19 protein-coding genes are annotated in these 21,538 nt (G+C 72.2%); 7 read left to right on the forward strand and 12 right to left on the reverse strand.

The window, feature by feature from the left end:
• Nucleotides 1-85: 85 nt before the first annotated feature.
• The 3 genes from ACSQ2D_RS11170 to pafA all read right to left on the reverse strand — a co-directional run bounded on the left by ACSQ2D_RS11170 (nt 86) and on the right by pafA (nt 3,081).
• Nucleotides 86-472 carry an FKBP-type peptidyl-prolyl cis-trans isomerase gene (locus ACSQ2D_RS11170; protein ID WP_435986016.1) on the reverse strand — a complete coding sequence of 129 codons (387 nt, stop codon included), beginning with the start codon at nt 470-472 and terminating at the stop codon, nt 86-88.
• Between the two features lie 43 nt (nt 473-515).
• Nucleotides 516-1,511 carry an FKBP-type peptidyl-prolyl cis-trans isomerase gene (locus ACSQ2D_RS11175; RefSeq protein ID WP_435986017.1) on the reverse strand — a complete coding sequence of 332 codons (996 nt, stop codon included), beginning with the start codon at nt 1,509-1,511 and terminating at the stop codon, nt 516-518.
• A gap of 178 nt (nt 1,512-1,689) precedes the next feature.
• On the reverse strand, nt 1,690-3,081 hold the full coding sequence (pafA, locus tag ACSQ2D_RS11180; RefSeq protein ID WP_435986018.1) for a Pup--protein ligase: 1,392 nt from the start codon (nt 3,079-3,081) through the stop codon (nt 1,690-1,692).
• A gap of 286 nt (nt 3,082-3,367) precedes the next feature.
• Between pafA and ACSQ2D_RS11185 the strand changes: the two genes are divergently transcribed.
• The gene (locus ACSQ2D_RS11185; protein ID WP_435986019.1) at nt 3,368-4,591 is read left to right on the forward strand and encodes a hypothetical protein; all 1,224 of its coding nucleotides are present in this window, start codon (nt 3,368-3,370) and stop codon (nt 4,589-4,591) included.
• Between the two features lie 127 nt (nt 4,592-4,718).
• Here the strand turns inward: ACSQ2D_RS11185 and prcA are convergent, their stop codons facing one another.
• From prcA to ACSQ2D_RS11200, 3 genes are read right to left on the reverse strand one after another with little or no spacing between them, the layout of a single operon-like run.
• Nucleotides 4,719-5,549: a proteasome subunit alpha gene (gene prcA / locus ACSQ2D_RS11190; RefSeq protein WP_435986020.1), complete on the reverse strand. Its 831-nt coding sequence runs from the start codon at nt 5,547-5,549 to the stop codon at nt 4,719-4,721.
• Complete coding sequence (gene prcB, locus ACSQ2D_RS11195) at nt 5,546-6,379, reverse strand: proteasome subunit beta (protein ID WP_435986021.1); 834 nt, start codon at nt 6,377-6,379, stop codon at nt 5,546-5,548. The genes prcA and prcB overlap by 4 nt, the downstream gene beginning before the upstream one ends.
• A complete protein-coding gene (locus ACSQ2D_RS11200; protein ID WP_056756869.1) occupies nt 6,376-6,582 on the reverse strand; it encodes a ubiquitin-like protein Pup in 207 nt (68 codons plus the stop codon). The genes prcB and ACSQ2D_RS11200 overlap by 4 nt, the downstream gene beginning before the upstream one ends.
• 365 nt (nt 6,583-6,947) lie before the next feature.
• Here ACSQ2D_RS11200 and ACSQ2D_RS11205 point away from each other — a divergent pair, with 365 nt between their 5' ends.
• Nucleotides 6,948-7,712, forward strand: a complete 765-nt coding sequence (locus tag ACSQ2D_RS11205) for a hypothetical protein (protein ID WP_435986022.1) — start codon at nt 6,948-6,950, stop codon at nt 7,710-7,712.
• Nucleotides 7,709-8,827 (forward strand): hypothetical protein, encoded by a 1,119-nt coding sequence (locus tag ACSQ2D_RS11210; protein WP_435986023.1) that lies wholly within the window; start codon nt 7,709-7,711, stop codon nt 8,825-8,827. Before ACSQ2D_RS11205 ends, ACSQ2D_RS11210 begins: the two co-directional genes overlap by 4 nt.
• 13 nt (nt 8,828-8,840) lie before the next feature.
• Here ACSQ2D_RS11210 and dop read toward each other — a convergent pair whose 3' ends face one another.
• On the reverse strand, nt 8,841-10,361 hold the full coding sequence (dop, locus tag ACSQ2D_RS11215) for a depupylase/deamidase Dop (protein WP_435986024.1): 1,521 nt from the start codon (nt 10,359-10,361) through the stop codon (nt 8,841-8,843).
• 79 nt (nt 10,362-10,440) lie between these two features.
• A complete protein-coding gene (locus ACSQ2D_RS11220; RefSeq protein WP_435986025.1) occupies nt 10,441-12,954 on the reverse strand; it encodes a lysylphosphatidylglycerol synthase domain-containing protein in 2,514 nt (837 codons plus the stop codon).
• Nucleotides 12,955-13,149: 195 nt separating this feature from the next.
• Here ACSQ2D_RS11220 and ACSQ2D_RS11225 point away from each other — a divergent pair, with 195 nt between their 5' ends.
• From ACSQ2D_RS11225 to ACSQ2D_RS11235, 3 genes are read left to right on the forward strand one after another with little or no spacing between them, the layout of a single operon-like run.
• Nucleotides 13,150-14,148 carry an alpha/beta hydrolase gene (locus tag ACSQ2D_RS11225; RefSeq protein ID WP_435986026.1) on the forward strand — a complete coding sequence of 333 codons (999 nt, stop codon included), beginning with the start codon at nt 13,150-13,152 and terminating at the stop codon, nt 14,146-14,148.
• Nucleotides 14,149-14,188: 40 nt separating this feature from the next.
• Nucleotides 14,189-15,178 carry a ribose-phosphate diphosphokinase gene (locus ACSQ2D_RS11230; RefSeq protein WP_435986027.1) on the forward strand — a complete coding sequence of 330 codons (990 nt, stop codon included), beginning with the start codon at nt 14,189-14,191 and terminating at the stop codon, nt 15,176-15,178.
• A complete protein-coding gene (locus ACSQ2D_RS11235; protein WP_435986028.1) occupies nt 15,175-15,603 on the forward strand; it encodes a DUF3054 domain-containing protein in 429 nt (142 codons plus the stop codon). The genes ACSQ2D_RS11230 and ACSQ2D_RS11235 overlap by 4 nt, the downstream gene beginning before the upstream one ends.
• An 84-nt stretch (nt 15,604-15,687) precedes the next feature.
• Here ACSQ2D_RS11235 and arc read toward each other — a convergent pair whose 3' ends face one another.
• The 4 genes from arc to ACSQ2D_RS11255 form a co-directional block, all read right to left on the reverse strand.
• Nucleotides 15,688-17,451 carry a proteasome ATPase gene (gene arc / locus ACSQ2D_RS11240; RefSeq protein WP_435986029.1) on the reverse strand — a complete coding sequence of 588 codons (1,764 nt, stop codon included), beginning with the start codon at nt 17,449-17,451 and terminating at the stop codon, nt 15,688-15,690.
• Nucleotides 17,452-17,507: 56 nt separating this feature from the next.
• Nucleotides 17,508-18,722: a tRNA (adenine-N1)-methyltransferase gene (locus tag ACSQ2D_RS11245; protein ID WP_435986030.1), complete on the reverse strand. Its 1,215-nt coding sequence runs from the start codon at nt 18,720-18,722 to the stop codon at nt 17,508-17,510.
• Nucleotides 18,723-18,733: 11 nt separating this feature from the next.
• Nucleotides 18,734-19,207, reverse strand: coding sequence for a single-stranded DNA-binding protein (locus ACSQ2D_RS11250; protein ID WP_435986031.1), 474 nt, complete (start codon nt 19,205-19,207; stop codon nt 18,734-18,736).
• A 226-nt stretch (nt 19,208-19,433) separates the two neighbouring features.
• Nucleotides 19,434-20,579, reverse strand: a complete 1,146-nt coding sequence (locus ACSQ2D_RS11255; protein ID WP_435986032.1) for a site-2 protease family protein — start codon at nt 20,577-20,579, stop codon at nt 19,434-19,436.
• Nucleotides 20,580-20,684: 105 nt separating this feature from the next.
• Between ACSQ2D_RS11255 and ACSQ2D_RS11260 the strand changes: the two genes are divergently transcribed.
• A complete protein-coding gene (locus tag ACSQ2D_RS11260) occupies nt 20,685-21,524 on the forward strand; it encodes a RecB family exonuclease (RefSeq protein ID WP_435986033.1) in 840 nt (279 codons plus the stop codon).
• The last annotated feature ends 14 nt before the right edge of the window (nt 21,525-21,538 follow it).

The following is a 21,538-nucleotide window of genomic DNA, read 5'->3' on the forward strand; positions in this document are numbered from 1 at the left end:
CGAGCGAGTCGAGCGAGTCGAGCGAGTCGAGCAGGGAAGGCGTGACGTCAGGCGCGCCGAACCCTGCGAGCGAAGCGAGCCAGTGTCAGCGCACGTCGTCGAGGTCGACGACGAAGATCAGCGTCTCGCCGGGCTTGATGGCAGCGCCGGCACCGCGGTCGCCGTAGGCGAGGTGCGCCGGGATCGTCAGCTTGCGCCGACCGCCGACCTTCATGCCCTCGATGCCCTTGTCCCAGCCGGGGATGACCATGCCGACGCCGAGACGGAAGTCCAGCGCGCTGCCCCGGTTCCAGGACGAGTCGAACTCCTCGCCCGTCGAGTGCGCGACGCCGACGTAGTGGGCGCTGACGGTGTCGCCGGCCTTCGCCTCGCGGCCGTCACCCTCGATGAGGTCCTCGACGACGAGGTCGGCGGGCGCGTCGCCCTCCGGGAAGTCGATCTCGGGCTTCGTGCGGTTGGGGTCGAGTGCCATGCTGCGTGTTCCCTTTCGTCGGTGAACTCGGTGGGTGGAGCGGTCAGTACGCGTCGAGGATGTCGACGACGAAGACGAGCGTGTCGGTGCCGGAGATCTTCGGCGCGCTGCCGGCCTTGCCGTAGCCGTCAGCCGGCGGGATGACGAGCAGCACGCGGCTACCGACCTTCTTGCCCACCAGCGTCTTGTCCCAACCGGGGATGACGCCGCCGACGCCGATCGGGAAGTCCGCGGCCGCGCCGCGCTGCCACGAGGAGTCGAAGACGCTGCCGTCCTTCCAGAGGACGCCGTGGTACTGGGCGCTGATCGTCTGGCCCTTCTGGACCGTCGCGCCGGTGCCCTCGACGAGGGTCGCCTGCTGCGTCGTCGTCGGGGCCGCCGACTTGGGCACCGTGACGGTGGGCTCCTTGGTCGGGCCGTTCTTGAACTCGACCGTGGGCAGCCCCGCGGGCGCGGCCGTCTGGGTGCCGTCGATCTTGGTCAGGGGCGTGTGCACGTCCTGGATGTCGGCGACCACGACGATGGTGTCGGTGCCCTTGACGCCGAGCTGGTCGTTGCCGGCGCTGCCGAAGCCCTTCTCGGGCGGGATCGTGAAGGCGATGCGGCCGCCCTTCGTGGCGCCCACGAGGCCCTCGGTGAAGCCGGCGACGATGTCGGTGCGGCCGAGGCGGTAGGCCTCCGCGGACCGTCCGGCGGCGTAGCCGTCGTCGATGAGCTTGCCGCTCGTGCCGTTGTAGATCTGGGCGCGCAGGCGCACGGTGTCGGCCTTCGTCGCGGCCTTGCCGGTGCCCGGGGTCAGCACCTTGTGCTCGACGGCCTTCGAGCTGATCGGCGTGGCGCCGAGGGTCACCTTCGGAGCCGTCTTGAGGTCGACGGCACCGGTCGCGGTCACGCCCTTGAGCGCGGCCGAGGCGGCGACGGTCGTCGTGGCGGTGCCGGTGGAGCCGGACGACCCGGACCCGCAGGCAGCGAGCGTGGTCAGGCCGAGGGCAGCGATGAGGGCAACGGCCGTGCGAGCGGCCGGACGGTTGGGGCGCACAGGGGAAGACTTTCGGTCGGGGCGGGCGGGCGTGGAGGTCCCGCAGGGCAAATCCCAGCCACTGTAACGCCCGCCCTTGTGCGCGCTTCACAGCGCACTGACAGGTCCGCACAGGTTCCCACGGGCTGTCGTGCGGCGGGGAGGAGGCCCGGTCGGGACCGTGCGGACCCGGGTGGGTTCAGAGCGGGCGCTGGATCGTCGGCGACCGGTCGATCGTCTCCATGAGGCGCTCGACGCGCTCGTCCACCGACCGGAAGGGGTCCTTGCACAGCACGGTGCGCTGCGCCTGGTCGTTGAGCTTGAGGTGCACCCAGTCCACCGTGAAGTCACGCCCGTGGGCCTGGGCGGCGCGGATGAAGTCGCCACGCAGCTTGGCCCGGGTCGTCTGCGGCGGGCGCACCTTCGCCTCGAAGATCTCGACGTCCGAGGAGACGCGCGCCGTCCGGCCGTGGCGCTGGAGCAGGTAGAACAGGCCCCGACGGCGGTTGATGTCGTGGTAGGCGAGGTCGATCTGCTGGATCCTCGCGTCGGTGAGCGCCAGCCCGTGCTTGGCGCGGTAGCGCTCGATGAGGCGGTACTTGATGACCCAGTCGATCTCGGTGTCGATGGCGTCGAGGTCGCCCGAGCCGATGGCGTCGAGGGCGCGGCCCCACAGGTCGATGACCTGCTTGGTGTCGGGGCTGTCCATCCCCTCGCGGTCGACGAACTCGACGGCCTTGTCGAGGTACTCGCGCTGCATGTCGAGGGCCGAGAGCTCGCGGCCGTTGGCGAGCCGCACGGTGGCCCGTCCCGTCGGGTCGTGGCTCATCGTCCGGATCGCACGGATGGGGTTCTCCATGGACAGGTCGCGCATGACGACGCCCGACTCGATCATCCGCAGGACGAGGTCGGCACTGCCCACCTTGAGCAGGTTGGTCGTCTCCGACATGTTGGAGTCGCCGACGATGACGTGGAGGCGGCGGTACTTCTCGGCGTCAGCGTGCGGCTCGTCACGGGTGTTGATGATGGGCCGGCTGCGGGTCGTCGCCGACGACACGCCCTCCCAGATGTGGTCGGCACGCTGGCTCACCGCGAAGCTCGCGCCGTGCGCGGTCGCGACGACCTTGCCGGCACCGCAGATGATCTGGCGGCTGATGAGGAACGGGATGAACATGTCCGAGACGCGCTGGAAGTCACCCGAGCGTCCGTAGAGGTAGTTCTCGTGGCAGCCGTAGGAGTTGCCGGCGGAGTCGGTGTTGTTCTTGAAGACGAAGATCTCGCCCTCGACGCCGTCGTCGCGCAGCCGACCCTGGGCATCCTCGACGAGGCCCTCGAGGATGCGCTCGCCCGCCTTGTCCTGGATCACGAGCTCGCGCACCGAGTCGCACTCCGCCGTGGCGTACTCCGGGTGGGACCCCACGTCGAGGTAGAGCCGCGCGCCGTTGCCGAGGAAGACGTTGCTCGAGCGGCCCCACGCGACGACGCGGCGGAAGAGGTAGCGGGCGACCTCGTCCGGAGTCAGGCGCCGCTGGCCCTGCGTCGTGCAGGTGACGCCGTACTCGTTCTCGATCCCGAAGATCCGCCGCTCCATGAACCAACTCTAGGCGGCGGGTCCCGCGGCCGTCGGGCACGACCACCCGTCGGCGCGGCTCTGCGGCCTCCGGAGGCTCCGAGAGGCGTCGGGGGACGCCCACGGCGCCTGCGCCGTACGCCGCTCGAGGAGGGCCGCGGCGGGCCCGTGTCTCGGTGTCGCGACGATCCCTCCGGCACGGTGTCCGACAGGCCGACGTCTGTGATAGTCAGTCAGGTGTGGCTGTCACAATGGCCGCTGTCCCCCTCTTGCCGTACCCCTCCACGATCCCCTGCATTGGACGGAAATGATCGACAGACCACACTTCAAGTTCTCCCGCCGCGGCTACGAGCCCGAAGAGGTTGACTCGTTCATCGAGTCGCAGAACCGCACCCTGCAGGCGGCCAAGAAGGACGCCGCCGAGCGCAGCGTCGAGCTGACCAAGCTCAACGCCGCCCTGACCGACCTGCGGGGACAGCTCGGTCAGCAGTCGCGCGTCATGGCCGACCTCAAGAAGAACAGCTCGCCGGCGCCCGCCCAGACCTTCGCCGACCTCGGTGAGCGCATCGCCCAGATCCTGTCCCTCGCCGACCAGGAGGCCGGCGAGATGCGCACCCGGGCCAACGGCGAGGCCGACGAGATCCGCGAGCGCGCCAACCGCGCCGCCGCCGAGCTCAAGGCGACGACGGCGAGCTACGCCGAGCAGGCCCGCGCCCGCGCCGACGAGGAGGCCGTCCGCATCATCGCCCAGGCCAACCGCGAGGCGCAGGCCATCGTCGCCGAGGCCCAGAGCGTCACCGCGGCCCAGCGCCAGGAGGCCGCCGCGGAGTACGAGGCGCACCGCCTCAAGGCGTCCACCGCCTCCGCCGAGCTCGAGGTCAAGCTCGCGGCTCGCCGTGAGTCGGCCGACGCCGAGTTCGAGGCCCGCCGCCAGCAGCAGGAAGCCGCGCTCAACGAGAGCGAGTCGCGCCTGCGCCAGCTGACCGAGCGTGCCGAGCACGACGCGCACGAGATGCGCGCCAAGGCCGAGCGCCTGCTCGAGAACGCCCAGGCCCAGTCCGACCAGATCGTCTCCGAGGCGCGCGACCACGCCTCGCGCCTGCGTGAGGAGTCCGACCGCGAGCTCGCCGCGGCGACGGCGCAGCGTGACAGCATCACCGCCCAGCTCGGCAACGTCCGTCAGATGCTCGCCACCCTCGGTGGCGGTGCCCTCATGGACACGCTCGGCGCTCCGGACAAGCCGGCGCAGCCGCCGCAGGTGCCCGACGTCCAGCAGCCTGTCCCGGCCGTGCAGCAGGCGTCCGAGACCGAGGACAACGACGACCGCACCGACGAGGCCTCCCCCGAGGCCGTCGCGCCCGAGCCCGAGCAGGCCGAGGACGACGCGCAGCCCAGCGCCGAGGCCGACGTCGCGCAGGGCGACGACGTGCAGGACGACGCGGACGGCGAGAGCTCGTCCTACGGCTCCGACCAGTCGTCGTACTACCAGCGCAGTGCCTCCAGCGACCGGGTCGGCGCCACGCGCCGCTGACCCGACGGCGTCGCCCCGGTGACGGGGTCACGGCACCGCACGGCGGCACACCGGACGACACGAAGGCCGCCCACCGTCACGGTGGGCGGCCTTCGACGTGTGCACCCCCGGGTGCAGCCTCGCCGGCTCAGGCAGGCGGTGGCGGGGACGCGGGACCATCAGGGGTCTCCCCCGTGGCCACCGAACCGCCTTCTCCTGCAGGGGGCTCCGTCGCCGCCACCTCGGTTGGAGCACCGGGGGCACCGCTGTCTCCGGTGGCTCCGGGCGCGTCACCGAGGAGCCGCGTCAGCAGCGGACCCACGATGCGCCGGAACGAGCGGCGCGGACGGTCGCGGTCGAGCACCGCGACCTCGAGCTGGGCCTCGTCGAGGGCCCGGCGCTCGCCGTTCTCGCCGGCGCCGAGGACGTCGACGGCCAGTCGCAGGACCTCGGCGAGGGTCATGCCCGGTCGCCAGCCGGTGCCGAGGCGCTCCTCGGCGGCGTCGCTGGCGCCACCCATCGCCACGAAGCCCTGCTCGTCGGCGACCGACCCGTCATAGGTGAGCCGGAAGATCTGGTCGGTGTCGCTGTCGACCCCGACCTCGGCCACGACGATCTCGATCTCGAACGGCTTGGACTCCTGGGTGAACACCGCCCCGAGCGTCTGGGCGTAGGTGTTGGCGAGGGCCCGCGCCGTGACGTCGGTGCGGTCGTAGGAGTAGCCGCGCAGGTCGGCATACCGGATGCCGGCGACCCGGAGGCTCTCGAACTCGTTGTAGCGGCCGACGGCGGCGAAGGCGATGCGGTCGTAGATCTCGGACACCTTGTGCAGGGCCCGCGACGGGTTCTCGGCGACGAAGGCGATGCCGCGGTCGTAGCCGACGACGATGACCGACCGTCCACGCGCGATCCCCTTGCGCGCGAAGTCTGCCCGGTCCTTCATGACCTGCTCGGGCGGGACGTAGAACGGCATGCTCATCGGGCACCTCCCGGGTTGTCGCGACGGGCCGCGACGACGCGCTGCACGTGTGCTTCGAGGACGTCCTGCGCGACGAACCGCGCACCGGAGTGGTCGACGACGGCGACGGTCGGCCAGATCTGGCGGCCGAGGTCGGGGCCACCGGTGGCGGAGTCGTCGTCGGCGGCGTCGTAGAGGGCCTCGATGGCGACCGACACGGCCTGCTGCTCCTCGAGACCGGGGCGCCAGAGCTTCTTGAGGGCACCACGTGCGAAGACGGACCCGGAGCCCGTCGAGTGGTGGCCGCCCTCGACGTAGCAGCCGCCCGTGACGTCGTAGGAGTAGATCCGCCCCGTGGCCGACTCGAGGTCGAAGCCGGCATACGTCGGGACGACGGTCAGGCCCTGCATCGCGAGCGCGAGGTTGCCCCGGATCATCGAGGCGAGGCGGTTGGCCTTGCCCTCGAGCGACATGATGGCGCCCTCGATCTTCTCGTAGTGCTCGAGCTCGACCTGGTAGAGCCGGACGAGCTCGATCGCGATGCCGGCCGTGCCGGCGATCCCCACGACGCTGTAGTCGTCGGCCGCGAAGACCTTCTCCATGTCGCGGTTGGCGATGACGTTGCCCATGGTGGCCCGGCGGTCGCCGGCCATGACGACGCCGCCGTCGAAGAGCAGGGAGACGATGGTCGTGCCGTGCGGGGCCTCGATGCTCGCCCCGGACGGCAGGCGCCGACCCGAGGGGAGCAGCTCAGGACGGTAGGCGGAGACGAACTCGGCGAACGACGACGACCCCGCGCTGAGGAAGGCGTCGTCGAGGCGGCGGGGCTGCCCCGTGGACCACTGGGTCACTGGCCGCCCTTCTGCACGAAACCGCGGACGAACTCCTCGGCGTTCGACTCGAGGACACCGTCGATCTCGTCGAGGACGCTGTCGATGTCGTCGGACAGCCCCTCCTTGACGGCGGCGCCGGCGGGCGCGGTCGGGGGTGCCTCCGGTGTCTCCGGCGGCTCCTCGTCACGACGCTGTGGCTTGACGTGCTCCTGACCCGGCATGGCTACCTCCCAGACGTGAAAGACCTCGTGCCCCGACCCTAACCCGTGCACGCCCCGCGGTCCGAGCACCCACCGTCGACGGTGGACGCGCCTCTCCCCCGGCGCGGCTCACGATGGCGTCACGCCCTCACCGACGCCTGCCGTTCCCCGGCCGACCGGTCGCCTCGGCTCGGGTGTCACGGCCCCGCTCCCGGACCGCTCGCGGACACGGCTGGGACGCAGCGGTGGGCACGGTCGGGACACAGTGGGGCAACCCGGACACCTTGTGCGCCAAGCGTTCCCATCGATGGCGGTGGCTGTTACGTTGTCGCCGGACGCCCTCGTTCTCGGCGTCCACACAACTGCATCTACTCGGGGGAGTAACCATGAACGCTGCTCAGCAGCAGGCGACCGCGCCTTCTCGCGGCCAGTCGCGACGCGCCGTCGTCAAGGGGGCCGCCTGGGCGGTGCCCGTCCTCGCGATGGGGGCACCGGCCGCGCACGCCGGCATCAGCCGGTGCACGGTGACCGGTTCGATCCAGATGGGTCCCAACGTCTTCACCGACGTCGACGCCGTCTGCCAGGCCAACGCCCAGAGCCCGGACCTCAACGTGCCTCGCATCCGCACGGGCTACGGCCGTGCCTACCTGCCGGTCTACATCGAGATCTGCAACTGCACCGTCGACTCGGCGTGGTACCGGTTCCGCGAGGTCGACACGCTCGACAACTTCCAGATCGAGGTCGCCGGTCGGCACAACGACCAGAACGGGGCGGGGGCGGGCTACCGCCCCGGCTTCAAGCTGAGCCCGGTCGGCGAGTCCGGCGGCTGCCAGCGCTTCCCGCTCACGTACCGCACGTCACAGAGCCGTCCGTTCTCGTCGAGCCTGAGCGGCGTGCCGGGCAACGCGGTCGGCGTCTCGATGACCGTCACCCTCCAGCGTCACCCGAGCGCGAGCGGCAGCGCGCCCTCGCAGAACGACCCGGGGTGGGCGACGGTCTCGACCTTCACCGTCTCGGGCTCGGTGTGGCGCACGGTGCGGGTCGGCGCGTCGAACAGCTCCGACCCCGTCAACTTCGGCTCGTGCGCGCGGCAGTCGGGCGTCGCCGGCGCGGCCGTCCAGGCGGAGACCCGCGTCGCGGGCCTCGATTGAGGCGTCAGACACGGCAGGCCGTCACCCGCGATGACGACGGCCTGCTGTGCCTGCGCGTCCTCGGCGAGGTCGTCGGTGTGCGCTTCGCGGGCTCCGGCCCACGGGAGCAGGTGCGGGCGGTGTGGTCGAGGTGTGTCGTCCCGACGCCCGACGGCGCCGTACGCACCATCCGGTCCGAGGAGTCCGACCTGCCGTTGACCCGGCCGCTCGCGCACCGGCTCGCCCACGACCTGACCGACCTCGGAATCGACCTGCAGGCGGGCCGCGCCGTCATGCTGCACGCAGCGGGGCTCAGCCGTGGCGACGGGTCGGTCGTCGCACTCGTCGCGACGTCGGGGACCGGCAAGACGACAGCGGCGGCGACCTTGGCCCGCAAGGGGTTCGGCTACGTCACGGACGAGACCGTGGCGGTCCTCGCGGACGGCACGGTGCTGCCGTTCCCGAAACCCCTCTCGGTCGTCGTGAATCCCGACGTCGCCGACGACAAGGTCCACGTCGGTCCGGACGAGCTCGGGCTCGAGCCGTGCCCCGACGGGCTGCGGCTGCGTGCGGTGGTGCTGCTCGACCGGGACGCCACGCAGGCGGGTCCCGCGCGCCTGGAGCGGCTCGACGTCCTCGACGCCGTCATGCACCTCGTCGGTCACACGAGTGCCCTGACCCGCCTGCCCCGACCCCTCCTGCGCCTCGCGCGGCTGGCGGCCGACGGCGCCGGGGTCCATGTCGCGCACTACGCGGAGGCCGGGGACCTCGAGCCGCTCCTCCACGCGTTGCTCGAGGCACCCCCCGCGGCCCCCTCCGTGCTCGACGACGTGCACACGGGCGGCCGAGCGCGTATGCCGGCCGGTGCCCCCGGGCGGCATCGCGAGGGCTACGTGCGCGCCCGGGTGGCGGACGGCATACGCACGCAGGACGGTGCGGTCCTGCTCGTCGGGGCCGACCCGGTCCGGCTCGGCCCGCTGGGGCTCACGCTGTGGGACGCCGCAGCCGACGGGGCCGGGCGCGAGGACCTCCTCGCGGCGGCCCTTCGCGAGCACGGACCGCACCCGGACGCGGAGGGTCTCGTCGACCGTGCCGTCGCGGCCCTCGTCGACGCGGGGGTGCTCCGGGCTCGGTAGGCCGTGGTGTCGCCTACTCGGGCGTGGCCAGGCCGCGGAGCAGCTCGCCCACGTCGGCGCTCTGCTCGAGGAGGGTGCCGACCTGCGCCCGGGTGCCGCGCTCGGGCTCGAGGATCGGCACGCGCTGGAGGCTCGCCCGGCCCGGCACGTCGAAGACGACGGAGTCCCAGCTGGCCGAGAAGACCTGGCCGGTGAAGCGGCGGACGCACTCGCCGCGGAACCATGCGCGGGTGTCCTCCGGTGGTGTCGTCTGGGCCGCCTTGACCTCCTCGGGGGTGACGAGGTCACGGAGCAGCCCCCGGTCGCGCAGCCGGTGCACGAGCCCCTTCTCGGGGCGCACGTCGGCCCACTGGATGTCGATGGCCGCGAGCCGGTGGTCGTCCCACGCGAGGCCGTCACGGGCGCGGTAGCCCTCGAGCAGCTGCAGCTTGGCGACCCAGTCGAGCAGCGGCGCGCACGACATGACGTCGCGCCCGAGGCCGGTGAGGACCTCCTCCCACAGACCCATCACCTCGGCGGTCGCCTCGGCCTCCGGGTCGTCGCCGCGACGGTCGAGCCAGGCGCGGGCGGCCTCGAGGTACATCCACTGGAGGTCGAGGGCGGTGACGGTGCGACCGTCGACGAGCTCGACGGTGGCGGTGAGCGTCGGGTCGTGCGAGACGGCCTGGAGGGCGGCGACGGGCCGGCGGACCGACCAGTCCTCGGTGAGGTGGCCGTCCTCGATCATGCCGAGCACGAGCGAGGTCGTGCCGGTCTTGAGCAGCGTGGCGACGTCGAGGTGGTTGGCGTCGCCGATGATGACGTGGAGGCGCCGGTAGCGGTCGGCCACGGCGTGCGGCTCGTCGCGGGTGTTGATGATCGGGCGCTTCAGCGTCGTCTCGAGCCCGACCTCGGTCTCGAAGAAGTCGGCGCGCTGCGAGATCTGGTAGCCCGCTCCCCTGCTGTCGACGCCGATCCCGACGCGTCCCGCACCGCAGACGACCTGCCGCGTCACGAAGAACGGGATGAGGTGCCGCACGATGTCGGGGAAGGCCGTGCGCCGTGGCATGAGGTAGTTCTCGTGGGTGCCGTAGGACTGGCCCTTGCCGTCGGCGTTGTTCTTGTAGAGGTTGACCGGCGGCTGCCCGGGACGCGCGGCGAGCAGGCGTACCGACTCGAGCGCGATCGCGTCCCCGGCGCGGTCCCACGTCACGGCGTCGCGCGGCAGGGTGACCTCGGGCGAGCTGTACTCCGGGTGCGCGTGGTCGACGTAGTAGCGGGCACCGTTGGTCAGCACGACGTTGGCGAGCGTCGGGTCCTCGACGTCGGTCAGCTGGCTCGGGTCGGCCGTCTGCCGGTCGAGCTGCCACCCGCGCGCGTCGCGCAGCGGGTCCTCGAACGCGTAGTCCCAGCTCGACTGGTTGGACCGGATCCCCTGGGCGGCGGCGTAGACGCTGATGACCTGGCCCGAGAGGAACATCGGGTTGGCCATCGGGTCCCCGGGCACGGAGATGCCGTACTCGGTCTCGAGCCCCATGATCCGCCGCACCGTCATGGCCCGACGATAACCGTCCGGGCCGGCTGCGCCGCGTCCGGTCCCGCCGTGACCGATGGCGTATGCCGTCCGGCCGGGGCTAGATGGCCCCAACCTTCTGCAGCCGGTTGAGCGAGAACCACCCGAACGGGATCGGCAGCCAGTACGTCGCGAGCCGGTAGAGCAGGACGGACGAGACGGCCGTGCCGCTGTCGACGCCGATGGAGATGAGCCCGAACGACATCGCGGCCTCGATGCCGCCGAGGCCGCCGGGCGTCGGGACGGCCGAGCCGACGATGGCACCCGCGAAGTAGACGACGGCGATGGCGGCCACGGGCGCGTCGGCACCGAACGCCCTCGTGGCGCAGACGAGGGCGGCGACGAACGACATGTCGAGCAGGAGCGCCCCGCCGAGCAGCTGGGTCAGCTTGGCCGGGTGCTGCAGGACGGCGAGCACCTGCGGGACGGCGGACTTGACCTGCGGGAGCACCCGGTCGGTGAGCAGCGCCCGGACCTTCGGCAGCGCGAGCAGCCCGAGGGCGAGGATGACGACGACGAGGATCGCCGCCACGAGCACCGGGGACGGGCTGAACGAGACCGCGGGGCCGGTGCCGGCGAGCACGCCGGAGATGACGAGCAGGACGAAGTACGAGCAGAACTGAGCGACCTGCGCGACGCCGACGCTGGCGCCCGCGACCGTCGGGGACAGCCCGGACGTCTGCAGGTAGCGGGTGTTGAGCGCGATGTTGCCGACCGCGGCGGGGGCGACGAGGCCGCTGAACGCCACGGCGAGCTGCGTCATGTAGGTCCGGACGAACCTGAGGTGGATCTGGACGGCGCCGGCGAGCGCGACCGAGGCACCCGCGAAGGTCGCGGCCGCGAAGAGCAGCAGCAGGGCGGCCCAGCGCCAGTCGGCCGTGCTGACGACCTGGCCGATGTCGACCTGGGCCAGCTGCGTCAGGAGCAGGTAGCCGGCGATGCCGCCACCGATCAGGGTGACGATGCCGCGCGCCGAGATGCGACGCAGCTGGACGGGCTCGACGGCCTCGGCCTTGGGCCTCAGCGCCACGAGGCGCTCGCGCAGCTCGCCCATGACCGACTTGGACTCCTTGAGCGCCACGCGTGCGTCGGGGCTCAGGGCGACGGGCTGGAGCACGGGCACGGCTCGCAGGACGGCGTCCTCGCCGAGGGCCGCGACGGCCGAGTCGACGGTCCGCTCGGGACCGACGGCGAGGGCCACGGTCGTGAGCAGCTGCGCGAGGTCGATGCGCAGGCTGATGTCGTCGGCGGCGACGTCCCCGCTGCCGAGGCGGGACAGGGCGACCCGCCCGTGGTCGTCGATGAGGATCGTCGACGGTCCGAGCTGACGGTGCACGATGCGGCGTCGGTGCAGCGTGGCGGCGAGTCGCCAGATCGCGGCGAGCCGGGCGTCGTCGAGATCACCGTCGACCTCGGTGAGCGGGGTGCCCTGCGGCTCGTCGTAGGCGATGACCGCCGAGAAGGGGCCGACCTCGGACACGGCGACCGGCCGTGGCGCGCGGATGCCCGCGTCGTGCAGGGCGAGGCCCATCAGGGTGCGGTGCTCGATCTCGGAGCGCAGGGTCAGCGCGGGCGGTCTCGTGAAGCCGCTGCGCAGCCGCAGCACGCGCAGCAGGCGCCGACCGGAGGCGAGGCCGAAGGTGTCACGGTCGATGACGTGGACGTCGAGGGTCCCGTCGTGGGTGGCCCCCACGTAGCGTCGGTCGCCGGCGTCGTTGGCGTCGATCAGCTCGAGGCGGGTCAGGGGCACCCCGCCCGAGACCAGCACCGCGGCCACCTCGATCCCCGGTGGGCGGGTCGACGTCACGCCGAAGGCGAGTCGGAAGGCCAGGCCGACGATCCAGCCGAGCAGGAGCGAGCAGACGAGGGCCGCGAGGGTCATGGCCCCCGAGAGGAGGGTCGTGACGAGCGTCGCGATGACGACCACCGTGGCGATCGGGGAGATCCACTTGCGGCCGGAGATGTCGGCGACCGTGAGCAGCGCAACCATCGAGACGATGACGATGTCGAGCGGACCGGTGCGGCCTGTCGCCGTGGGTCGGGTCAGCACGTCGGTGAGGAACCCGCCGTTGCCCGAGTGCACGAGCACGGCCACGACGATGACGAGGACACCCCCGACGACGGCGGCCCCGAGCGCCTGGATCAGCTGCATCGGGCGGCGACGCACGAGCAGGTCGGCGCCCACCCCGATGGGCAGCAGCAGGACGCCGAGGCCGCTCATCCAGCCGAGCAGCGTGAGCAGCAGCCGCGGGAGCCCGCTCGTCGCCTCGGTGAGGTCCTGCTCGACCGCACCGCGCGTGCCCGACGCGACGTCGGCCACGACGAGGCCGAGCACGAGGAAGACGACGGCCGCGGCCAGTCGGACGCCGTCGACGGGACGGCGTACCCGCTCCGGGATGGGTGGCTCGATCACCTCGACGTCGGGGAGCTGCGGCCGGGAGCGTCCGTCGGACGGCGGCTGCGCGCCGGGCACGCCGCCGTCGTCAGCACCGGCGACCGGTTCCCCCTCGGTCACCTCGGCGCGCTCGTCACGCTCCTCGGTCTCGTCGTGCACGTGCTCCGCCGTCCGGCGCATGGTCTCCCCCGTGGTGTCGTCCGATGATCCGGCGGGTCGGGAGACGGCCCCGTCCATGGGGGGCTGCGTCCTCTCCGAGTCGCCGGGCATGTCCCAATCCTGCCTGAGGCGGGGGCCGAATGGCCGCAGCGTCGCCGTGCGAGCGTCCGTGCTCCCGGTGCGGCGACCATCAGGAAGCGGTGCGAGACTGACGCCGTGACGGTCACCGACTCGTGGGACATGCCCCTGCGCACCAAGCTGCTCGCCCGCGTGCTGAGCCGCACCCGCGACGGGTCGCGGATGCTCTCCGGTGACGAGATCGCCCGCAGCAGAGCGTGGTTCGCTCCTGCGCGGGTGCCCTTCACGTGGGTCACCGGTCCGGTCCCGGCCGGCGTCGAGATCGGCGAGACGAGCTTCGCCGCCCGGGACGGGCACGTCGTCGACGTCCGCACCTACCGTCCGAGACACGCCGACGGCGAGGCCCTGCCCGCGATGCTGTGGTTCCACGGGGGTGGCTGGGTGCTCGGCAACACGCGAGGGTATGACCCGATCTGCGCCTGGATCGCCGACCGCGCCCGGGTCGCGGTGCTCAACGTCGACTACCGCCTCGCGCCGGAGCACCGCGCCCCGCAGGCCGCCCACGACTGTGTCGACGCCGCCCGCTGGGCCGCGTCCGACGCGTCCGGCGACCGCATCCGCCACACGGGTCTCGGCCTCGCCGGTGACTCGGCCGGCGGCAACCTCGCGGCCGTGGCCGCACAGGTGCTCCGTGCCGAGGGTGGCGCCGACGTGGCCTACGAGGCGCTCGTCTACCCGGCCGTCGACGCGACGATGAGCTCGCCCTCCGTGGCCCAGCACGCGGCGGCACCGATCCTCACCCGCAGCGACATGGACGCGTTCCTCGCGCACTACCTCGGGGACGGCGACGACGCCCTCGACCCGCTCGACCCGCTCGTCTCACCGCTGCACGCCGACGACCTGGGCGGGCTGCCCCCGACGCTCGTGCAGACGGCCGACCTCGACCCGCTCCGCGACGAGGGCACGGCCTACGCCGAGGCGCTGCGCGAGGCCGGGGTCGAGGTCCGGCACACCAACTACCCTCGCGTCCCGCACGGCTTCATGAGCTTCCCCGGGGCCACCCGCGTCGGCGGCGCCGCCCGTGCGGAGCTCGCCCAGTGGGTTGCCCGGCACGCGCGACCGGGAACGGTCGGATAGTCTGCGAACGCACGCGAGTCTCGTGAGGGATGGTCTCGAAGTGAACGATGTCGTCGTGTTCAGCGGCTCGGCGCACCCCGCCCTGGCCGACCGGATCTGCTCCCACCTCGGGGTGACCCGGTCCCCCGTCGACATCAAACGGTTCAGCAACGACTGCCTGCAGGCGCAGCTGCTCGCCAACTGCCGCCAGCGCGACGTCTACATCGTGCAGCCGCTCGTGCCCCCGACGCAGGAGCACCTCATGGAGCTGCTCCTCATGATCGACGCGGCCCGCGGCGCGTCGGCGGCGCAGATCACCGCGGTCATGCCGCACTACGCCTACGCCCGCTCCGACAAGAAGGACGCCTCGCGCATCTCCCTCGGTGGGCGGCTCGTGGCCGACATGATCTCGACGGCCGGCTGCCACCGCGTGCTGACGATGGCCCTCCACGCCCCCCAGGTGCACGGCTTCTTCTCGACACCCGTCGACCACCTGACGGCCATCGGAGTCCTCGCCGACCACTTCCGCGACAACGACCTGACCAACTCGATCGTCGTCAGCCCCGACCTCGGCAACGCCAAGGTCGCGACCCAGTTCGCCCGCCTCCTGGGGCTGCCCGTGGCGGCCGGCTCGAAGCAGCGGGTGGCCGACGACCGCGTCGTCATCGACTCGATCGTCGGCGACGTGTCCGGTCGCCGGGCCATCATCCTCGACGACGAGATCGCGACCGGCGGCTCGATGCTCGAGCTCATGGACCGCCTCAAGGACGCCGGCGCGACCGAGGCGGCGATCGTCTGCACCCACGGACTCTTCGCCGGCAAGGCGGTCGAGCGGCTGCGCGACCACCCCTTCGTCACCGAGGTCGTCACCACCGACACGGTCCCCGCTCCGGACGGCTGGCCCGAGCTCAAGGTGCGGTCGGTGTCGGCACTCTTCGCCGAGGCGATCAGCCGGATCCACCACGGTCGCTCGGTGAGCTCGCTCTTCGAGGGCGTCGACCCGACCCACGCCCCGCCGCAGGCCAAGCTCCCCTTCGACACGCCTTCATGAGCCGACCCGCCTGGTGGCGCCGCCCCGCGGTCGCGCTGCTCCTCGACGTCGCGCTCGTCCTCGTCTTCGCCGCCGTCGGTCGGGCGAGCCACGAGGAGTCGAGTCCGGTGGTCGGTGTCCTCGCCACGGCGTGGCCCTTCCTCGTCGGGACCGGCCTGGGCTGGCTCGTCGTGCGGGTCCGGCGTCGCGCGTGGCCCCTCGACGTCGGGCCGGGCATCACCGTGTGGTTCGCGACCGTCCTCGTCGGCATGCTGCTGCGTCGCGCGGTCGGGTCGGGCACGGCGCCCAGCTTCGTCGTCGTCGCCTCGGTCGTGCTCGCGCTCTTCCTGCTGGGATGGCGTGCCCTCGGGACGTACGCCGCCCGCCGCGCCACCCGGCATACGCCAGCCCCGCCGACACACCGAGCAGGTCACAACCCACCGTGATCTGATCCCGGTGGGTCGTGACCTGCTCGGTGTGTTGCGGACGGTGTGTCTCGTGACGAGGCTGCCAGGGCGTTGGCCGAGGACTCAGAGGTACTGGCCGGTGTTGGCCGTCGCGATGGAGCGGCCCGGCTCGGTGCCGTCCTTGCCCTTGAGCAGCGTGCGGATGTAGACGATCCGCTCGCCCTTCTTGCCGCTGATCCGCGCCCAGTCGTCGGGATTGGTCGTGTTGGGCAGGTCCTCGTTCTCCTTGAACTCGTCGACGCAGCTGTTGAGCAGGTGCTCGACGCGGATGCCCTTCTGGCCGGTCGTGAGGAAGTCCTTGATCGCGAGCTTCTTGGCCCGGTCGACGATGTTCTGGATCATCGCGCCCGAGTTGAAGTCCTTGAAGTAGAGGATCTCCTTGTCGCCGCCCTGGTAGGTCACCTCGAGGAAGCGGTTCTCCTCCATCTCGGAGTACATCCGCTCGACCGCGGCCGTGATCATCGCCTCGACGGTCGCGTCCCGGTCCCCGCCGTTGACGGCGAGGTCGTGCTCGTGGAGCGGCAGCGACTCGGTGAGGTACTTGCTGAAGATGTCGCGCGCGCTCTCGGCGTCGGGACGCTCGATCTTGATCTTCGCGTCGAGGCGACCCGGCCGGAGGATCGCAGGGTCGATCATGTCCTCGCGGTTGGAGGCACCGATGACGATGACGTTGTCGAGGCGCTCGACGCCGTCGATCTCGGCGAGCAGCTGCGGGACGATCGTCGTCTCGACGTCGCTCGAGACGCCCGAGCCGCGGGTGCGGAACAGCGAGTCCATCTCGTCGAAGAAGACGACGACGGGCGTGCCGTCGGAGGCCTTCTCGCGGGCCCTCTGGAAGATGAGCCGGATGTGCCGCTCGGTCTCGCCGACGTACTTGTTGAGCAGCTCGGGGCCCTTGATGTTGAGGAAGTAGCTCTTCTCCGTCTGCTTGCCGGTGCGCGCGGCGACCTGGCGGGCGAGGGAGGCGGCGACCGCCTTGGCGATGAGCGTCTTGCCGCAGCCGGGAGGACCGTAGAGCAGCACGCCCTTCGGCGGCTTGAGCGCGTGCTCCTTGTAGAGCTCGGGGTGCAGGAAGGGCAGCTCGACGGCGTCGCGGATCTGCTCGATCTGGCCGGCGAGGCCACCGATGTCCTCGTACTCGACGTCGGGCACCTCCTCGAGGACGAGCTCCTCGACCTCGAGCTTGGGCACGACCTCGTGGACGAAGTTGGACCTCGGGTCGAGCGTGAGCGAGTCGCCGACCCGGAAGTGCTCACCGAGCAGGGGCGTCGCGATGCGGCACACGCGCTCCTCGTCGCCGTGGGTGACGACGACGACGCGGTCGTCGTCGAGACGCTCCTTGACCGTCACGACCTCGCCCACGCGCTCGTAGCCGTGGACCGAGACGACGTTGAGGGCCTCGTTGAGCATGACCTCACGGCCGAGGCCCAGCTCCTGCTGGTCGACGGAGGGGCTGACCGCGACGCGCATCTTGCGACCACCGGTGATGATGTCGATCGAGCCGTCCTCGGGCGGGTCGATGACGAGGCCGTAGGTGCTCGGTGGCTGCGCGAGACGGTCGACCTCCTTCTTCAGGGTGACGATCTGCTCGCGGGCGTCCTTGAGCGTGCGCACGAGGCGCTCGTTCTGGGACGAGAGCGTCGACAGGCTCGTCTGGACGTGGGCCAGCCTCGCCTCGAGCTCACGCGTGCGCTGGGGCGAGTGTCGCGCCACCTCGCGCAGCGACTCGACCTCGGCGCGCAGGGCTGCGAGCTCGCGGTCCCCCGCTCCGGGGACTCCGGCGCCGGCGGCACCTTCGGGGTCTGGGTTGCGGACGTCATCAGACATCTCGGCCTCCTCAATCCGTCACTCGCACATAGTGACGATTCGACCCTAACCCCGTGTCAGCCGATGTCGTCGGACGTTTCAGCCAGTGATCGGCGCACGCGTCGGATCGTCTTGTCGCTCTTGACGCGCTCGCCGAGCGCCTCGGGCGTCCACGCGTCCGCCGGGATGTCCGTCGAGGCGGTCGAACCGGCGACCGGCGCGGCGGCACCCGCAGCGTCGTCCGAGGCGTCGACGACCGTCGCGGCCGCGTCGCCCGCGTCGCCGTAGGCGCCCTTGGCCGGACGGCGCTTGCGCTCCGGCGGGACGACTCCCGGCGCGAGCCGCCGCGTCGTGATGAGGAAGCCGGTGTGCCCGTGCATGCGGTGCTGCGGACGCACGGCGAGGCCCTCGAGGTGCCAGCCACGCACGAGCGACTCCCAGGCGGACGGCTCGGTGAACCCGCCGTGGGCCCGGATGCCCTCGGCCACCCGGCTCAGCTGGGTCGTCGTGGCGACGTAGCAGATGAGCACGCCACCGGGGATGAGCGCGTCGGAGACGGCGTCGAGGCACTCCCAGGGCGCGAGCATGTCGAGCACGACCCGGTCGACGGTGCCGGCCTCGGCGACGGACGGCAGGGACTCGACGAGGTCACCGACGGTGACGGTCCAGGCCGGGTGGTCTCCGCCGAAGAACGCCCGTCCGTTGCCACGGGCGATCTCGGCGAAGTCCTCGCGACGCTCGAACGACAGCAGGCGTCCGCGCTCGCCGATGGCGCGCAGCAGGGACATCGACAGCGCACCGCTGCCGACGCCGGCCTCGACGACCGTCGCGCCGGGGAAGATGTCGGCCATCTGGACGATCTGGCCGGAGTCCTTGGGGTAGACGACCGCGGCGCCTCGCGGCATCGACATGACGTAGTCGCTGAGCAGCGGCCGGAGCGCGAGGTACTCGACGCCGGCGGTGTTCGTCACGACGGAGCCGTCGTGGGAGCCGATGAGGTCGTCGTGGCGCAGGAAGCCACGGTGCGTGTGGAACTCGCGCCCGGGCTCGAGCGTGATGGTGTGCAGACGTCCCTTGGGGTCGGTCAGCTGGATGCGCTCCCCCACCTCGAAGACGCCACGACGGTCGTGCGCGCCGGCGACGTGGGACCGCTCCGTGTCGGCACTGGGGCCGTCGCTGGGGACGGCGCTAGTGCCCGACTCGTCGCGGGTCCCGGCGTGCCCGGTGTCAGGCCCGGAGCGCTCGGAGTGCTCGGCGTCGGGCTGCTCGGCGTCGGTCGTGGGAGCGGTCATGGGAGCACAGTCTAGGTGCCGGCGAGGCCTCCTCCGGACACCTTCCGGAGCGCCGCCGCCTCGACCTCGTAGCGGCTCTGGGGACCGGCCGGCCCACCGAAGAACCGTCGCCGCAGGGCACCCTCGACCTCGACGAGGTCGCCCGCGCGAAGACGCAGCGCGCGCCGTCTCGTCACGGCCGTCCAGCACACGACGTCGATGGTGTCGACCGTCGCCCGCCTCGGCTCGTCGGCGCCTGCGCGGCGTCGCCCGGGCAGCGGAGGGCGTGGGACGACGACGCGCAACGTCGCGATGCGGTCACCGCTCGGGAGCTCACGCTCCTCCGCCTCGGACCCCAGGCGCCCGCTCAGGACCACCTCGTTGCGGCCCGACACCGACGCGCTGCCGACCGGTCCGCCGCCTTTCGCCTGGCGGCCCGGGCGCGGAGAGGACCGAGGTGCTGCCCCGCCCGCAGTCGTCGTCGTCTCGCTGCGGCTCGTCCTCATGGTGTCTCCCTCCGGCCCGCCCGTCGGGCCCTGGACCAACCGTGACGGGATCGTGGCCGTCCTGCTGCCGCGGTGGGAGCGCCTGTGGACGACGGACCGAGCCGTCGAGGGGGTGTGGACACGACGAACCGACACGGGGCGCTGAGGTGACGGACGCGGGGGCCTGCGCCGCACGGCACACGCCGTCAGGGGCCCTGGGCGGCCTGGCCCGACTCGGTGGAGGGGGTCAGCGACGACCGCGGCGCGCCAGCTCGGCCCCGACCACGGCGTTGATCCGCTCGGCGCTCGCCAGGCCGCGGATGTCGCGGGTCGCCTCGTCGACGACGACGGCCAGCGAGAGCTCGCGCTCGCTCATGACGCGGATGAGGTCGGTGAGCACGGCGTCGTCGGGCAGCGCCACGACCCACGACGCGGGCTGGGCCAGCGTGACGGACGCGATGGCCGTTCGCGCCCGGCTGTCGGCCGGCACCCCGGCCGCCGAGTCGGCGTCGACGACGCCGAGCGGCCACCCGGTCGGGTCGGCCGCCGCCACCCATGCGCCTGCAGCCACCGCGGTCTCGACCTCGGAGACGGTGGCCGTGCCCGCGACGAGGGACAGCGGCTCGAGCACGTCCGTCGCGCGGCCGGCGGTCGCCTCGTGGATGTGACCGGCCCGGACGGCTCCCGTCGCGCCCTGCCAGAGGAAGAAGGCGATGGCGAACGGCCAGACGAGGTCGAAGATGTCGGGCGCCCGCCCCTCGGCGAGTGGGCGCAGGGCGAACCACGCGACGGTCAGCACCGCGACGACGCGTCCCAGCCAGCCGGCCGTGACGAGGCCGCGACCCTTGCTGCCCGTGGCGCGCCAGACGAGGGCGCTGACGATCTGGCCGCCGTCGAGGGGCAGGCCCGGCAGGAGGTTGAAGACGCCGACGAGGACGTTGGCGAAGGCGACGATGCCGAGCAGCGTCAGCGCGGTCTCGTTCGTCGTCAGGGCACGGAGGCCCCAGACGACCGCGGCGAGCGCGAGGTTCGACAGCGGCCCGACCACGGCGACGATGGCGGTCGTGCTCGGCGACGTGCGGGTCGCGTCGTAGACGGTGTGGCCGCCCCAGACGTCGGCGACGATCCGGTTGACCGGGTGCCCCCGCCACCGCGCGGCGAAGGCGTGGGCCGCCTCGTGCACGAGCACCGAGACGAGCAGCAGGAGGGCGTAGGCCGAGGCGAGCAGGTAGCCGTAGGCGGCGCCGCGGTCGGACCTCGACAGGTTGGGCCCGAAGACGACGACGATGAGCACGGCGATGATCGGCCAGGACCGACCGAGGTAGACCGGGATCCCGGCGAGGCTGCCGATCCGCCACCCGTGGGACGCGTCCGGGCGGGCGGGAGTGCTCATGGGCTCGACCCTATGCCCTGCGCGACCCGCTCCCCTGTGCCGGTCCCGTGCGCGGGCTGTGGGTGGCGGCCGTGCGGTGTCGGCCCCGCGGCATACAGTCGCCCCATGGTTGCAGCGCTGTCCCCGAGTCGGGCCTCCGACTTCATGTCGTGCCCGATGCTCTACCGCTTCCGGGTCATCGACAAGCTCCCGTCGCCGCCCACGCAGGCGACGGCCCGGGGCACGCTCGTGCACGCCGTCCTCGAGCGGCTCTTCGACCTTCCCGCGCCCGAGCGCACCATCGACGCCGCGGTCGGGCTCGTCCCCCAGGAGTGGGAGCGGCTCGCGGAGGAGGAGCCGGCGATGCTCGACCTGCTCGCCGAGCACGACGGCCGCACCGACGAGTGGTTCGCCGGGGCGGCGACGTTGCTCCAGACGTGGTTCGGTCTCGAGGACCCGACGCGCCTCGAGCCGGCCGAGCGCGAGTTCTACGTCGAGACCGAGGTCGACGGGCTCGTCCTGCGCGGCTACGTCGACCGGCTCGACGTGGCCCCGGGCGGCGCGATGCGCGTCGTCGACTACAAGACGGGCCGGTCACCCTCCGAGCACTTCGAGGCCAAGGCACTCTTCCAGATGAAGTTCTACGCGCTCGTGCTCTGGCGCCAGCGCGGCGTCATCCCCAAGCGGCTCCAGCTCGTCTATCTCGGCAACGGCGAGATCGTCGCCTACGAGCCCGACGAGCAGGACCTGCTCGGCACCGAGCGCAAGGTCAAGGCGCTCTGGCAGGCCATCGAGCGCGCGGCGACGACGGGCGACTGGCGCCCCAGCCCCAGCCGGCTGTGCGACTGGTGCGACCACCGCGCGCTGTGCCCGGCCTGGGGCGGCACTCCCCCGCCGCTGCCCGACGACGCCGCCCAGCGAGCCGTCGACCCCACCGTCACGGGGCTCGTCGAGCTCGACGCCTGACCCACCGACGACCG

The organism is Terrabacter sp. LjRoot27 (assembly GCF_964254175.1).
Taxonomy (GTDB): Bacteria; Actinomycetota; Actinomycetes; order Actinomycetales; family Dermatophilaceae; genus Terrabacter.

Coding starts and splice junctions, on each gene's coding strand:
- ACSQ2D_RS11205 (WP_435986022.1), top strand. CDS start 6,948: ATGAACGCTGCTCAGCAGCAGGCGACCGCGCCTTCTCGCGGCCAGTCG.
- ACSQ2D_RS11235 (WP_435986028.1), top strand. CDS start 15,175: ATGAGCCGACCCGCCTGGTGGCGCCGCCCCGCGGTCGCGCTGCTCCTC.
- ACSQ2D_RS11220 (WP_435986025.1), bottom strand. CDS start 12,954: ATGCGCCGGACGGCGGAGCACGTGCACGACGAGACCGAGGAGCGTGAC.
- ACSQ2D_RS11260 (WP_435986033.1), top strand. CDS start 20,685: ATGGTTGCAGCGCTGTCCCCGAGTCGGGCCTCCGACTTCATGTCGTGC.
- ACSQ2D_RS11255 (WP_435986032.1), bottom strand. CDS start 20,579: ATGAGCACTCCCGCCCGCCCGGACGCGTCCCACGGGTGGCGGATCGGC.
- ACSQ2D_RS11200 (WP_056756869.1), bottom strand. CDS start 6,582: ATGCCGGGTCAGGAGCACGTCAAGCCACAGCGTCGTGACGAGGAGCCG.
- arc (WP_435986029.1), bottom strand. CDS start 17,451: ATGTCTGATGACGTCCGCAACCCAGACCCCGAAGGTGCCGCCGGCGCC.
- prcA (WP_435986020.1), bottom strand. CDS start 5,549: ATGAGCATGCCGTTCTACGTCCCGCCCGAGCAGGTCATGAAGGACCGG.
- ACSQ2D_RS11250 (WP_435986031.1), bottom strand. CDS start 19,207: ATGAGGACGAGCCGCAGCGAGACGACGACGACTGCGGGCGGGGCAGCA.
- dop (WP_435986024.1), bottom strand. CDS start 10,361: ATGACGGTGCGGCGGATCATGGGGCTCGAGACCGAGTACGGCATCTCC.
- ACSQ2D_RS11170 (WP_435986016.1), bottom strand. CDS start 472: ATGGCACTCGACCCCAACCGCACGAAGCCCGAGATCGACTTCCCGGAG.
- ACSQ2D_RS11245 (WP_435986030.1), bottom strand. CDS start 18,722: ATGACCGCTCCCACGACCGACGCCGAGCAGCCCGACGCCGAGCACTCC.
- pafA (WP_435986018.1), bottom strand. CDS start 3,081: ATGGAGCGGCGGATCTTCGGGATCGAGAACGAGTACGGCGTCACCTGC.
- ACSQ2D_RS11185 (WP_435986019.1), top strand. CDS start 3,368: ATGATCGACAGACCACACTTCAAGTTCTCCCGCCGCGGCTACGAGCCC.